10 protein-coding genes are annotated in these 13910 nt (G+C 67.6%); 4 read left to right on the top strand and 6 right to left on the bottom strand.

The genetic code is table 11. The features are described 5' to 3' along the window. The first annotated feature begins 32 nt into the window (after positions 1-32). From ATO6_RS11540 to ATO6_RS11530, 3 genes are read left to right on the top strand one after another with little or no spacing between them, the layout of a single operon-like run. Entirely contained in the window at positions 33-2627 is a 2595-nt protein-coding gene (locus ATO6_RS11540) for a PAS domain-containing hybrid sensor histidine kinase/response regulator (protein WP_176440899.1), read from the top strand. Between the two features lie 52 nt (positions 2628-2679). Then, positions 2680-3687, top strand: coding sequence for a ligase-associated DNA damage response exonuclease (locus tag ATO6_RS11535; protein WP_088624149.1), 1008 nt, complete (start codon positions 2680-2682; stop codon positions 3685-3687). After that, positions 3684-5261: a cisplatin damage response ATP-dependent DNA ligase gene (locus ATO6_RS11530; protein WP_088624148.1), complete on the top strand. Its 1578-nt coding sequence runs from the start codon at positions 3684-3686 to the stop codon at positions 5259-5261. Before ATO6_RS11535 ends, ATO6_RS11530 begins: the two co-directional genes overlap by 4 nt. A 6-nt stretch (positions 5262-5267) precedes the next feature. On the opposite strand, the gene ATO6_RS25315 is transcribed toward ATO6_RS11530, so the two are convergent. The 6 genes from ATO6_RS25315 to ATO6_RS11500 form a co-directional block, all read right to left on the bottom strand. Next, the gene (locus ATO6_RS25315) at positions 5268-7739 is read right to left on the bottom strand and encodes a CoA transferase (protein ID WP_088624147.1); all 2472 of its coding nucleotides are present in this window, start codon (positions 7737-7739) and stop codon (positions 5268-5270) included. A 141-nt stretch (positions 7740-7880) separates the two neighbouring features. Then, positions 7881-8807, bottom strand: coding sequence for a fumarylacetoacetate hydrolase family protein (locus tag ATO6_RS11520; protein WP_088624146.1), 927 nt, complete (start codon positions 8805-8807; stop codon positions 7881-7883). A 49-nt stretch (positions 8808-8856) separates the two neighbouring features. Then, positions 8857-9855: an MBL fold metallo-hydrolase gene (locus ATO6_RS11515; protein WP_088624145.1), complete on the bottom strand. Its 999-nt coding sequence runs from the start codon at positions 9853-9855 to the stop codon at positions 8857-8859. Between the two features lie 12 nt (positions 9856-9867). Beyond that, entirely contained in the window at positions 9868-11172 is a 1305-nt protein-coding gene (locus ATO6_RS11510) for a TRAP transporter large permease (protein WP_088624144.1), read from the bottom strand. Continuing rightward, positions 11169-11729: a TRAP transporter small permease subunit gene (locus tag ATO6_RS11505; RefSeq protein ID WP_088624143.1), complete on the bottom strand. Its 561-nt coding sequence runs from the start codon at positions 11727-11729 to the stop codon at positions 11169-11171. Before ATO6_RS11505 ends, ATO6_RS11510 begins: the two co-directional genes overlap by 4 nt. Continuing rightward, the gene (locus ATO6_RS11500) at positions 11726-12781 is read right to left on the bottom strand and encodes a C4-dicarboxylate TRAP transporter substrate-binding protein (protein WP_088624142.1); all 1056 of its coding nucleotides are present in this window, start codon (positions 12779-12781) and stop codon (positions 11726-11728) included. Before ATO6_RS11500 ends, ATO6_RS11505 begins: the two co-directional genes overlap by 4 nt. Before the next feature lie 280 nt (positions 12782-13061). Here ATO6_RS11500 and ATO6_RS11495 point away from each other — a divergent pair, with 280 nt between their 5' ends. Beyond that, positions 13062-13901, top strand: coding sequence for an efflux RND transporter periplasmic adaptor subunit (locus ATO6_RS11495; protein WP_176440898.1), 840 nt, complete (start codon positions 13062-13064; stop codon positions 13899-13901). Positions 13902-13910: the final 9 nt, after the last annotated feature.

The following is a 13910-nucleotide window of genomic DNA, read 5'->3' as shown; positions in this document are numbered from 1 at the left end:
ATTGGACACGACTGGGTGCGCGACCGCTGCGCATGCTCGTCCTTGGCGTGTTTTCGGTCCTCTGCCTGATCGTGGTGGTCTACCTGTCGACAGAGGTGCGGCAGAACCTGCGGCAACTGTCGGACTCTCCGAACGACAACATGCAGTGGACACTGTCACAGCTCGAGGTTGAATTCCTGGAACTCGCGCTGGCCGTCGATCGCGCGGTCTCTGCCGCGCCGGACAGTGCGACTTCGGCCCTCGCTGAGCTACGCAAGCGCTATGACATACTCTACAGCCGGTTCGACACGCTGACCTCCAGTCCGCTGTATTTCAGCGTGCTGCAGTCCAACGAATTGGGCGGGAGGTTCATGGAACTGGCCGGGACGATCCGCGATCTCGTGCCGCTGATCGATTCCAGCGACACCGCGCTGACCGCCGGTCTGCCGGGGCTTCGGTCCAGCCTCGGCCTGCTTCGTCAGGACATGCGCGCCATCCTGACAATCGGCAACCAGGGGCTGGTCAGACAGTCCGACGCGTCCCGACGCGGGGTTGCGGCGGTCCTGCAGCGCCTGGCCATTGCCGCCTTCGTGCTGCTGATCGCGCTCAGCCTGCTGGTCCTCATGTTCCGCCATCTGGCCGGGGCCCATGAACGCCGCGCACGCGAGGTGCTGGCAACCTCGTCGCGGCTGGCCACAATCGTTTCGACCTCGCGCGATGCGCTGTTGCTGATCGACCGGCGCGGCCATATCGAACTGGCGAACGAGGCCGCCTCAATCATGTTCGGCCAGCCGCGCGACACGCTCATGGGCCAGCGGATCGGCACCGTTCTTCTCCATCCCGAGGCCACCGGACGTCCCGTCACCGCCCATGATCTGCGCATGTTCTGCGAGGGCAGGGTCAACGTCCCACACCGCCTGATCGGCTGCAGCGCCGCGGGCGCGCGGTTCCCGGTCGAGCTTTCGCTGGACATGACCGACCGGCGCGGACAGCAGGCCTGTGTCTGCGTGATCCGCGACGTCTCGCATCAGGTGGAGACGGAGGCGGTGCTGAAACAGTCCCGCGACACCGCGCTGGCCGGGGAACGGGCCAAGGCACGGTTCCTTGGTGTGGTCAGCCACGAAATGCGGACACCGCTGAATGGCATCCTCGGCACGGTCGACCTGATGCGCGACGCCAACGAAAGCGAGATCCGCGAACGCTATCTGCCGGTGCTCGACCATTCCGGCCGGCTTCTGCTGGACCTTGTCAACGATGTGCTCGACATCACCCGGATCGAGGGCGGCGCGCCGGTCAGGACCGGTCCCTTCGACCTCGACGACCTGATCCAGTCGGTCATCGACGCGGAGCGGCCGCGGGCACGAGGGAACCGCAACCGCCTGTCCCGGCCCGCGGAATCGGCCGTCGGCGCCGTGACCGGCGATGCGCGACGGGTCCGTCAGATCCTGCTGAACCTCGTGTCGAATGCCGTGAAGTTCACCGAAGGCGGCGAGGTCACGATTTCGGCCGAACGCACAGGACGCGACCGGGTAGAGATATCGGTGGCCGATACCGGCATCGGGATCCCCTCCGCGGATCTGAAGAAGATCTTTGACGATTTCGTCCGGCTCGATTCCGCGCTCGACCGGCAGGTTCAGGGCACCGGGCTGGGTCTGGGCATAGCCCGGCAACTGGCGCGCGGCATGGGTGGCGATATCGTCGCGGACAGCATCGAGGGCGAGGGCAGCCTGTTCCACCTGACGCTGCCCCTGCCCGCCGCGCAATCCGCCCCGGTGGCAAAAACCGGGGGCGCGGACTTCCGTGTGCAGGCACCGAAACAGGCAAGGGCCGGATCACCACTCAATGTCCTGCTGGTCGAGGATAACGCGACCAACCGTTTCGTGGCGGGTCGCATGCTGCAAAGGCTCGGACACCGTGTGACCGAGGCGCATGACGGGGCGGAGGCTGTCGAGATCGCCGCGCACACCGCCTTCGATCTGATCGTGATGGATGTCTCGATGCCGGTCATGGACGGCGTCGAGGCGACCCGCACCATCCGCGCGGGTTTCGGACCGAACCGTTCGGCCCGGATCGTCGCCCTGACCGCCCATGTGGACGAGGCAGTGGACATCAGCCTGCGAGAGGCCGGCGTAGACGAAATCGCGTCCAAGCCGATGACCAGCGCGGATCTGTCGCGCGTGCTGTCCGGCCAGCACGACCCGGTATCGCCCCGCGACGAGCCACCGCCCGCGGGTGACGTGCCATCCCTTCCCATCCTCGATCCGGCGGCCACGGGCTCTGCGTTTCTGTCATCGGCCGCCCGCCGGACCCTGATCGACCGGTTCATCGCCGAGGGTGACGACCTGCTTGGCCCGGACAGGATCGCCGCGCCACCGGAGGAACCGTTTCGCGCCAGCCCGGCGACCGCAGATGCGCTCCACGCCTTTTCCGGCGCTGCGGCGACGGTCGGGGCGCGGCGGCTCCACGCCGTTCTGGTTCAGGCGGAACAGGCCGCGCGGCAGGGTCAGCCGCGCAGCCTGCGCGGCCACCTGCGCGAGGCCCGCGATGTCTGGCTTGCAACCCGCGCCTGCCTCATCGCGATCCCGCTGGAGCATCCACGCACCGACCCGCCCCCTATCCCTGCGGACCCGGCCGAACGCCGCGCCTGAACGCGGGCGCACGCCATCTTGCTGTGGCGATGCACCGGTCTAGCTTTGCGCAATGACCGCCGACGCACAGCTATATCCCACGCCCGAGGGCCTTTATTGCCCGGCAGGCGACTTCCACGTCGACCCGCTGCGCCCGGTCCGGCGGGCGCTGATTACCCATGGCCACGCGGATCATGCCCGTCCCGGCCACGGCGCTGTGCTGGCCACGCGGCAGACGTTGGACATCATGGCGATCCGCTACGGCGAGGATTTCACCCAGAGCCGGCAGGAGGCCGTGGGTCGCGTAAGGATCGGCGATGCCGAGGTGTCGTTTCACCCCGCGGGCCACGTCCTCGGCTCCGCGCAGATCGAGATCGCGACCGGCGGCCGCCGCTTCGTGGTGACCGGCGATTACTGCCGTCACCCGAACCCCGTCGCCGCCCCGTTCGAACCCGTGCCCTGCGACGTCTTCGTGACCGAGGCGACCTTTGCCCTGCCCGTCTTCCGCCACCCTGACCCGGCCGCCGAGATCGGCAAGCTGCTGGCCTCGGTCCGCGCCTTTCCGGATCGCGCGCATCTGGTGGGGGCCTATGCGCTCGGCAAGGCGCAGCGGGTCATCATGCTACTGCGCGAGGCGGGATGGGACGCGCCCATCTACCTGCACGGCGCGCTGGAACGCCTCTGCTGGTATCACGTCGAACAGGGCGTTCCGCTCGGCGACCTGCGGCCTGCCACGACGGATCGCAAGACCAAGGCCGACTTCGCGGGCCAGATCGTCCTCGCCCCGCCGTCCGCCTTTGCCGCCACATGGGCACAGCGCTTTCCCGATCCGGTGATCTGCTTTGCCAGCGGCTGGATGCAGATCCGCGCCCGTGCCCGGCAGCGGGGCGTGGAACTGCCGCTGATCCTGTCGGACCATGCCGACTGGCCCGACCTCCTGCGCACCATCGACGAGGTCGATCCGCAGGAGACGTGGATCACCCACGGGCGCGAGGATGCGCTGATGCGCGAACTGGACCTGCGCGGCCGGGTCGGGCGCCCCCTGCGGCTGGTCGGCTACGAGGACGAGGCCGAGGCATGAGGCACTTTGCCCGTCTGATCGAGGCGCTGGCCTTCACCCCCCAGCGGAACGGCAAGATCCGGCATCTGGTCGAGCATTTCCGCACCCGTCCCGATCCCGACCGGGGCATCGCGCTCGGGGCGTTGACGGGTGATCTGGACCTGCGGCAGGTGACGCCCTCGCTGCTGCGCGGGCTGGTGGCCGAGAAGGTGGACGAGGAACTGTTCCGCCTGTCCTACGATTTCGTCGGCGACCTGGCCGAGACGATCGCGCTGATCTGGCCCGTGGCCGAGGCGCCCGAGGATCCGCCGCTGGCCGAACTGGTGGCGGAACTGGAGGCGACCGGCAAGGCCGCCCTGCCAGGCGTGATCGCCGCGCGCCTCGACCGGCTGGAGCCCTCGGCGCGCTACGCCTACCTCAAGATCGCGACCGGCGCGCTCAGGGTCGGCGTCTCGGCCCGGCTGGCGCGGACGGCGCTGGCGGAGTTCGGCAGCGTGCCGGTGGAGGAGATCGAGGAGCTCTGGCATGGGCTGGAGCCGCCGTTCGAAAGCCTCTTCGCCTGGCTGGAAGGCGGGGAGAAACCCGTTTCCGCCGCCCGTTCCCCGTTCCGCCCGGTGATGCTGTCGACGGCGACGGATCTGGACCAGCTTGGCCCCCTCGCCCCCGAGGACTTTGCCGCCGAATGGAAATGGGACGGCATCCGCGTGCAGGCGGCGGTAGAGGACGGCGAGCGGCGGCTCTATTCACGGACCGGCGAGGATATCTCGGGCAGCTTTCCCGACCTGCTGGACGCGCTCGACTTCGAGGGCACCATCGACGGCGAACTTCTGGTCCGGCGCGGTGAGAGCGTGGCGGCCTTCGGCGAGTTGCAGAAGCGGCTGAACCGCAAGACGGTCGGCAAGGGGCTGCTCAAGAGCCACCCGGCGGCGCTGAGGGCCTATGACATCCTGATCCACGGCCATGAGGATATGCGCGCCCAGCCCTTCGACCGGCGCCGGGCGCGGCTGGAACAGGTCATCGCCAAGGCCGATCCAGAACGGATCGACCTGTCGCCGCTGCTGTCCTTCGACACGTGGGACGCGCTGGCCGCACTCAGGGCCGATCCGCCCGATCCGGTGATCGAGGGGCTGATGATCAAGCGCCGCGACAGCCCCTACCTCGCCGGTCGGATCCGGGGGCACTGGTTCAAGTGGAAGCGTGATCCGATGACCGTGGATGCCGTGCTGCTCTATGCGCAGCGTGGGCACGGCAAGCGGTCGGGCTATTATTCGGATTTCACCTTCGGCCTGTGGGACGGCAACATGCTGGTTCCGGTCGGCAAGGCCTATTTCGGCTTCACCGATGCGGAGCTCAAGTCGCTCGACCGTTTCGTCCGGTCGAACACCACCGAGCGGTTCGGCCCCGTGCGCGCGGTGAAACCCGAACTGGTGCTTGAGATCGCCTTCGAGGGCCTCAACCGGTCCACCCGCCACAAGTCGGGCGTGGCGATGCGGTTTCCGCGCATCGCCCGGATCCGCACCGACAAGCCCGCGCAGGAGGCCGACCGGCTGGAGGCGCTGACCGCGCTCCTGCCGCCCGAGGGGCCTCCCGCCTGACCGCGGTCAGACCAGCGCGCCCGCCTTGTCCAGCGCCTCGATCCGCCCGGCGTCGTAACCCAGCACCTTGCCCAGCACATGCGCGTTGTCGCGCCCGTAGTCGGGGCTGGAGCGTTCGGGCCGGGCCGGCGTCCGGCTGAGATGCCAGCGGCAGGCCTCGACCACGCTGTCCTCGCCATTGCCGCGCGGGATGGTGATGAAATGCTCCCAGAGCTTCACCTGCGGATCGGTATAGATGTCCTCGGACGAGGCCGCGACATGCGCGGGCACGCCGATCGCCTGCAGGCGCTTCTCGACATCCACGCTTTCCTGCGTGCTGCACCAATCGCCGACCAGCGCGTCGATCCGCTCTTCGGCCGCCTTGCGCCCCTCGCGGGTCTTCAGGCTGGCGTCGGATGCCAGCTCGCCGCCGACCTCGGCCGCGAACCGCGCCCAGTCGTCATCGTCACGCACCGAGATCGCGACCCAGCGGTCATCGTAGCCGTGCTTCTTGCAGGCGTAGGTGTTGTTCGGCACCACGAGCGGATCGCGATTGCCCAGGCCACGGGCGATGGTGCCCGTGATCTCGTAATCCGCGAACCGGTCGGCCATGGACTGCATGCCGGTTTCGGCCTGCCCCACGTCCATCCAGCCGCCCTCGCCCGTCTTTTCGCGATGATCCAGCGCCGCCAGCAGCGCCACGAGGCCGAAGCGCGGCCCGACATAGTCGGTGTAGGGTCCATAGGGCCCGACCGGCAGCCCGTCCTCGGGGCCAACGAGCTGCTGATAGCCCGACATCGCACCGCCGATGTTGCCGAAGCCCGCCAGCTTGGACCACGGCCCGACCTGCCCCATGAGCGAGGTCGACAGCATGATCAGCGAGGGGTTGCGCTTCTTCAGGTTGTCGTAGTCGAGGCCCCAGCGTTTCATCTGGCCGGGCGCGAAGCTTTCGACCACGACATCCGCCCATTCGACGAGGTCCAGCAGCACATCGCGTGCCTCGGGGCTGCCGAGATCCAGCGACAGGCCATACTTGCCCGTATTGCAGTTCTCGAACTGGCCCGAGCGCATCTTGTCGATGGTCCCGCCGGGGAACGGTCCGAGCATCCGCGCGGTCTCGACCCGCTTGGAGCTTTCGACACGGATCACCGTCGCCCCGAAATCGGCCATGTTGCGGCCGATCATCGGACCGGCGACGACCCACGCGAGGTCGAGGACCTTGATCCCCTCAAGCGGCCGCTCGGGCTTGCCGGAGCCTTCGAACTTGACGGGATCGAGGCCGAGCCAGTCCTTGCGGATCGCATCCCCGTCCGCGTCGATGGCGGGCGCTTCGGAGAGCGGGGTGAACATGTCGGCATTGTAGCGCGCGAAGGGTCCGGGCTGGCGGATGGTCTTGCCCTTGTGCGTCTGCTCGCGGAAAAAGCCGCGCGCCTTCAGGTGATCGGACTTGAGCAGGTCCTCGATGGTGCAGATCGGCGCCATCAGCACGCGCTGCGCGATGGCGATGTCCACCGCGTCGAACTTGACCTTGGGCGCGAGGTAGGCCTGAACGCAGTCACGGGCGCGCTGCAGATCGTCCTCGCCCAGCTCGTCCGCGACGATGCGGTCCTGGATGGTCGGCCAGTCCCATTCCGCGATCTCGTCCGCGCCGGGCGCGCCTTCTTCCTTCAGGAACTGGAACAGCTTGTTGGTGAACCGGCCGGTGGCGGGCCCCATGGCGAGGTGCATCTCGACCAGGCCGTCCTGCACCTGCCACTTGGACTTGTTCGTCCGCGCCCCGGACCCGGAGAGATCCGGCTGGTTCTTCATGCTGGCCACGGATTTGCGGAGCGTGAAGCCGGTGTGACCGACCGCGCCCGCAAGGCTCATCGACAGGGTCGACTGAGTGGCGGAGGCCTGTGCCGACACGACAACGCGCTGGCCGAGGCCGGACTTCTTGCGTTCGAAATAGGCGACGATGGCGCCCTGCACGGCGTCCATCGTGGCGTGGTGATAGGCCTGCGGGACCGAGATGCGGTAGGGCCGTTCGGCCACCGCCGCGACGGGCAGCAGCGGTCCGCCCGAGGCCCAGACGATCAGGTCGCTGTCGGCATACTTCGCCTTGGGCCCCTCGAGGCCGAAGGGCGTCACGACGGCGTGGATCAGGCCGGGATTCAGCGCGGCCATCGCCTCGGCATCCAGCAGATCGTCCTCGGCCGGATTGCCGGTCTCGATCAGGATATCGGCGCGCTTGACCAGTTCCTCGAAGGTCGCGCGGTCGGCGGCGTCCTTGATGTCGAGCGCGATGGAGCGGCGACCGGCCCCGTAGGCCGCCCAGTAGAGCGAATCCCCGTCCTCGTCCCAGGGCGGCTGAAAGCGGCTGTCGGTGCCCGATTTCGGCTCCACCTGCACCACGTCGGCCCCGAGCTGGGCAAAGACGCGTCCCGCGATGGCGCCCCTGTGATCGGTCAGGTCCAGCACCTTCAGATGTGACAGATACCCGCTCTTGCCCTCGGCCATTTCCTTGCTCCTCCAGAAAAACCGGGGCGCGCCGGGTGTCCGACGCGCCCTCTCCCGGCGGGCAGTTTTTCCACTTTCCAGCCGGTAAGCAAGGGGCGGACGGCAAAAGTTAGCCGGCTGCCCCGCCTTTTCACATGTGGGTCAGCGCCGCTCGTTCGCGATGTGGCTGCGCAGGATGCCGATGCCCTCGATTTCCAGCTCGACCGTGTCGCCGGGGTTCAGGAACCTGCCCAGTTCCAGCCCGCAGCCACCGCCGACGGTGCCGGAGCCCAGGAACTCGCCCGGCTGCAGCTCCTCGTCGCGGCTGACGTGTTCGATGATCCGCGCAAAGGAATGGTGCATGTCGCTGGACGTGCCGCGCGACCATTCCTCGCCGTTGATCCGCGCAACCATCGTCAGGCCCGAGCCGTCGCCGATCTCGTCCCGCGTGACAAGGCAGGGCCCCATGGCGTTGGCGGTGCGGAAATCCTTGCCCTTCGCCGGGCCGAGGCCGCCTGCCCCTTCCTTCATCTGGTGATCGCGGGCCGAAAAATCGTTGAAGCAGGTAAAGCCGAAGATGTGCTCGTTGGCCTTTTCCTTGGGAATGTCGCAGCCGCCCTTGCCGACGAACATCCCCAGTTCCAGCTCGTAATCCAGCCGCGTCTCGCCCTTGGGCCAGATGATTGTGTCCTCGGGGCCCGACACGCTGAAGCGGTTGCCCTTGTAGTAGATCGGCTGTTCGTACCAGACGTCCGGCATCTTGAAATCCGCCGGGTCCATCTTGGTCGCCTTGGGATCCCACAGGTAGCGGTTGGCGCGCGCCTGCCGAAGGTGTTTCTCGAACACGAGGCTGTCGCGCATCTGCACCGGCACCGGCACCGGCGCCTTGAGCCGCACGCCCGACACCGCCTCCTTCGCCGCCGCGCCCTGCGCCTTGCGCGCGGCCTCGAGCCCCTCGTCGCCGGCTTCTATCAGCGCGAGCATGGAGGCAAAGGCGGGGTTCGCGGCGCCATCCAGGACGGCGATAGAGTCACCGTCCAGAATGCCGATGGCCTGTTTGCCGTTCTTTTCGAAAGTCACGAGTTTCATTCCGGTTCCTTCAATCCCTTATGGAATGTCTTGTCTTCACAGTCGCTTGTCACGCCTTCTTCGCGTGACAGTCGCAGGGCCCGTCATGCGCGCATTCCGCCCCGTGGCGATAGCGCAGCATCTGGGCCATGATCTCCTCACGCGTGGGGTTCACCGCGCCGTTCGTCAGTTCCTTATAGACGTTCGCCACGTTCGCGACGACCCGTTCCCGGTCCAACCAGCTGTCGAATTCCGCATAGCCCACCTCCCATGCCGCCTCGGCCCAGTCCAGCCCCGCCTCGTGCGCCTTGGTCGCCTGTGTCTTGACGCTGACGAGGTAGTCCCGCAGGTCCTTCACAGGCCCCTTGCCGCAAACCGCGCCATGCCCCGGAACCACCGTGTCGACGTCGAGCCCGAGGATGAATTCGCAGGCCGCGATCCAGTTGCCGATCGGCCCCGCCCAGATGATCGGATGGCCACCATGGAACACGATGTCGCCGGTATAGACCGTGCGGGCGTCGGGCACATGGACCACGATATCGCCGCGTGTATGGGCCGGGCCCAGCTCGGTCAGTTCGACCGTCCGCCCCCCGATGGTCAGGCTCATCGTGCCGTCGAAGGTCTCGTTCGGCGGCAGGTGCCCGATGTCGGAGAAGTCGAAGCGCGAGCCCATGGTTTCCGTGAAGAACTGCCCGTAAGCCCCGAAGGCTTCGGGATTCGCGATCACCTCCTGCACCTTGCTGGCGGGCCGCTCCTCCATCTCTTCCAGACAGGCGGTGGAGCCGATGATCCGCGCGCCCTTGACCAGGTGGTTGCCGTAGGTGTGGTCGCCGTTGGAATGCGTGTTGACCAGAACGTCGATCACGTTGGCGGCGGGCACCGCGCGGCGGTAGGCGTCCAGCACATCCTGCGTCAGCCGCCCGGTGAACAGCGTGTCCACCATCAGCACCTTGTCGTCCTCGCCCGCGATCAGGCCCGAGTTCGACCAGCCCCACGACCCGTCCCCCTGCACCCATGCGTAAAGGCCGTTGCCCAGTTCCTGCAGTTCGCGCTTGGTGTCTTCGTACATCGGGTCCTCTCCCTAAAGCAGGCCGGTGGCGAGCCATGGCAGCGCCAGAACCAGCGCGACCATGAAGACCATGACCAGCGCGAACGGCGCGGCCCCGGCGAAGATGTCGTTGAGCGTGATGCGGCGGTCGTCGAGGTTCGCCTTGATGACGAAACACGCGACGCCGAGTGGCGGGGTCAGCAGGCCGACCTCGACCGCGATGATGGTGACCACCCCGAACCAGACCAGATCGACGCCGAAGGGCTGCACCACGGGCAGGATCAGCGGCAGCAGGATCAGCAGGATCGAGGAGCTGTCGAGGATCGTGCCCAGCAGGATGATCGCGATCAGGTAGAGCAGCAGGATACCGTAGAGCCCAAGCTCCCATTCGGCCAGCAGCCCGGTCATCGCCATCGGCAGCCCGGTCAGGGCCAGCAGGCGCGAATACATGTGCGCTGCGATGATCAGGAAGGTGATCGAGGCCGTGACCTGCCCGGTCTCCAGCAGGATGTTCCCGATCGCCCGCCCGCCGAGCCGCCCCTTGACCATCGCGATCACCAGCGCGCCGAGCGCGCCGACACCGCCCGCCTCGGTCGGGGTGAAGAGCCCGCCGTAGATGCCCCCGAGAACCAGCAGGATCAGCGCGATAATGGGCGCGGATTTCAGCGCCATGGTGCCCCGCGACATATGCGGCAGGTCCGCCCGGTCGGGGCTGCCGGTGAAACGCGGCGCGAAGCGGGCCAAGGCGACGATCAGGATGCAGAAGAAGCTGGCCAGCACGATCCCCGGCAGGATGCCCGCCGTGAAGAGATCCCCGATCGAGACCTCGGCGATGATCCCGTAGAGGATCAGCAGCAAAGACGGCGGGATCAGCATCCCCAGCACCGACGACCCCGCAACGACGCCGACCGAGAAGCGCGGCGTATAGCCCTGGCGGATCAGCTCCGGCACCGCGACCTTGGTAAAGACCGAGGCCGACGCGATGGAGGTGCCGTTGACGGCGGCAAAGACCGCGTTGGCAAAGACGGTGGCGATCCCCAGGCCGCCCTTGAAGCGCCGGAACAATTGCCCCGCCACGTCGAACACGTCCCGCCCCAGCCCGCAGGCCCCGACGAGGACGCCCATCAGGACGAAGAGCGGGATCACCCCGAAGGAATAGCGCGCCACCCCGTCGAGGGCGGCGTGGGACAGCAGCTTGCCCGCGATCAGGAACTTGCCCTTCACGAGGTAGACGCCGAAGAAGCTGACCGTCATCAGCGCGATGGCGACATGCATCCCCAGCTGGATCAGGACGAGGATCGCGACGATCGAGGCGATGCCGATTTCGACATTGCTCATGCCCGGTGCCCCCCGCGCATGGCGCGCAGCGTCAGGCCTGCGGTCAGCATGGCATAGGACACCAGCGTCAGCGCACAGCCGATCAGCACGCAGGTGACAAAGGGCCATTTCGGCATGGTCCAGATGCCATAGAGCCCGACGGTCTCATGGCCTTCGATGGATTCGAATATCTCCGGCCCGACATAGCGCATCAGGATCGCCAGCATGATGGTCCCCACGAGATGATGGAAGACGTCCAGCCAGTCCCCCGCGGCGGGTGACCGGGCCCGCAGGCGGGTCAGCAGCATGTCGGAGCGCACGTTTCGCCCCGCCGCCGTGGCCTGCGGCAATTGCAGGAAGACGATGGCGACGATGGCCGCGCTGACGATCTCGGCCGTGGCGGGGATCGGGGATCCGAACACGCCGCGCCCGACAACGTCCGCGTTGATCAGCGCCATGATCCCCATGGTGCCGAGCCCGCCGACGACGGCCAGCGCCAGCGCCACGCGGTTCACCCACAGGGTCAGCGCGCCGCCGGGCATGCCCGGCGGCGGCGTATCGTCGATGGCCTCGCTCACATACCGCCCCAGTTGCGGGCGTGGGTGATCCCGGCCTCGTTCGACAGGCGCATGTAGGTTTCCAGCGTCTTGGTGCCCGGCAGGCCTTGCGCATCCAGCGCCTTGGCCCAGTCACCGGCGATATCCGGCAGCTTCTTGGCATAGGCCGCACGGACCTCGTCGGACAGTTCGCTGACCTGCGCCCCGCCCTCGACTGCCTTGGCCAGCGAGGTCTCGCCGCTCTTCTGGTAGGATGAGGCCGCGATGTCGCGGTATTCGTCCGCGACGGTCTGGATCGCCTGCTGGACGTCCTCGGGCAGGTCCTCCCAGATGTCGAGGTTCACCGTCAGCGCCGAGGCATATTGCGCGCCGAAGTTGATCTTGGTGACATAGGGCGCGACCTCGTAGAACTTGTAGGGCGCCACCACCGATTCAAAGGTGAGGATCCCGTCGTAAAGCCCTGTGGACATTGAATTGTAGAAACTCGGAAGCGCGCCGGCAACCGGTGTCGCGCCCGTGTCCTTGAGCCAGTTCAGAGCGAGGCCGGCGGTGCCGATCTTGTGCCCCGAGATGTCCTCGGGCGTCTCGATCGGGAACTTGGTGACGAAGTGGTAGGTGTCGATCCCGACCGGGGCCAGCACCAGCTGGTTGTTCTTGGCCCAGCCCTCGCCGATCTCGGGGATCTCCTCGTGCAGCTTGTCGATAACCCCCATCAGCTTGGTCAGATCGGCGGTGCCGAAGGGCGTGACATAGGTGATCTGCTCAAGCGGCAGCTTGTCGCCCTCGAACAGGTGCGGGACATAGCCGAACTCGGCGATCCCGTCGCCGACCGCCTCCAGCACGCCGTTCACGTCCGCCACCGCCCCGGCGTAGGCCTCGGTCCAGGTGACGGTGTGGCCGAGTTCCTCCAGTCGCCTGGTCACCTCGGGCACGAAATGAGTGCTGATGGCCGAGACGCCGGTGGTCAGCGGCGGGTGGCCGGCAACGATGGTCCAGTTGTAGCTCTCGGCCAGTGCGGGCCATGCCGCCAGCGCGAATGCACCGCTCAGCGCGGTCGTGGTCAGTCTGTTCATGCGGGTCCTCCTCCCCGTATTTTCCGGGCTGGCCTAGCCGGTGCCCGTCCCTCTTGGCGGCCTGCTCCGCGATCTCTCCCTGACCGGCGGTGGCGCGCAATGTCCGTTCCCCCGAGGGTCGTTCAGCGACCGGCATCAGGGAGTCGAATGCATGTTTGAAACATGCCTGTTAAACGCGTGTTCCGTCAAGATGGCACGCCGCACGGACCTTTGACGCGCGATGCTTTTGCGAGGCAGAGTGCCCGCGAACCGCGACACAGCCCCCCGAGGAGGGACCGACATGCTGCGCACCCACACATCCGGCATCGCCGCAAGGATCGGCCTGATCTGTTCGGCCATGGCGGTGTCGGCCGCGCCCGCCGCGGCCAACGGGCTGGACCCGGTCAGTTGCCTGATCCGCCCCTACGACGTGGTCGACCTGGCCACGCCGGTGGCCGGGCTGATGTCCGAGGTTCTGGTGGAACAGGGCGATCTGGTGGCCGAGGGCGACGTCCTGGCCCGGCTCGACGCCGCCGTCGAAGAGGTGGAACTGGAGGCCGCGCAGGCGCGGGCCGATGACGGCACCGCGATCGCGGTGGCCGAGGCCCGCCTCGCCCATGCGGAAACCGTCGCGGGGCGGACGCGGCGGCTGGCCGACCGCAACGCCATCCCCGGCAGCGAGGCGGACGAGGCCGAGATGGCGGCATCCATCGCACGCAGCGAACTGGCCGCCGCGCAACTGGCCCGCAAGATCGCGGCGATAGACGCCCGCGCCGCCGCCGAAAGGCGCGACCGCAAGGTGCTGCGCAGCCCGGTGGCTGGCGTGGTCGTCCAGCGCGCGGTGTCTGCGGGCGAATACCGAACGGGCGAGGAACCGGTCCTGACCATCGCGCGGATCGACCGGCTGCGGGTCGAAGCCTTCGTTCCGATCGCCTACTACCCGCATCTGGCGCGCGGCGACGTGGTCACGATCCTGCCAGAGCCGCCGGTCGGCGGCGCATACGGTGCCTCGATCACGGTGGTGGATCGTGTCTTCGATGCCGCGTCGGGCACCGTCGGCCTGATCATCGACCTGCCCAACCCCGACCTTGCGCTGCCCGCAGGCGTCCGGTGCGAGGTGCAGTTCGCCCCACCCCCTTGAACCGGGTGT

It is taken from the genome of Oceanicola sp. 22II-s10i (genome assembly GCF_002210105.1).
Lineage (GTDB): Bacteria > Pseudomonadota > Alphaproteobacteria > Rhodobacterales > Rhodobacteraceae > Pseudooceanicola.
The sequence above is the reverse complement of the archived record's forward strand: the minus strand, read 5'-3'. Positions and strand labels throughout refer to the sequence as shown.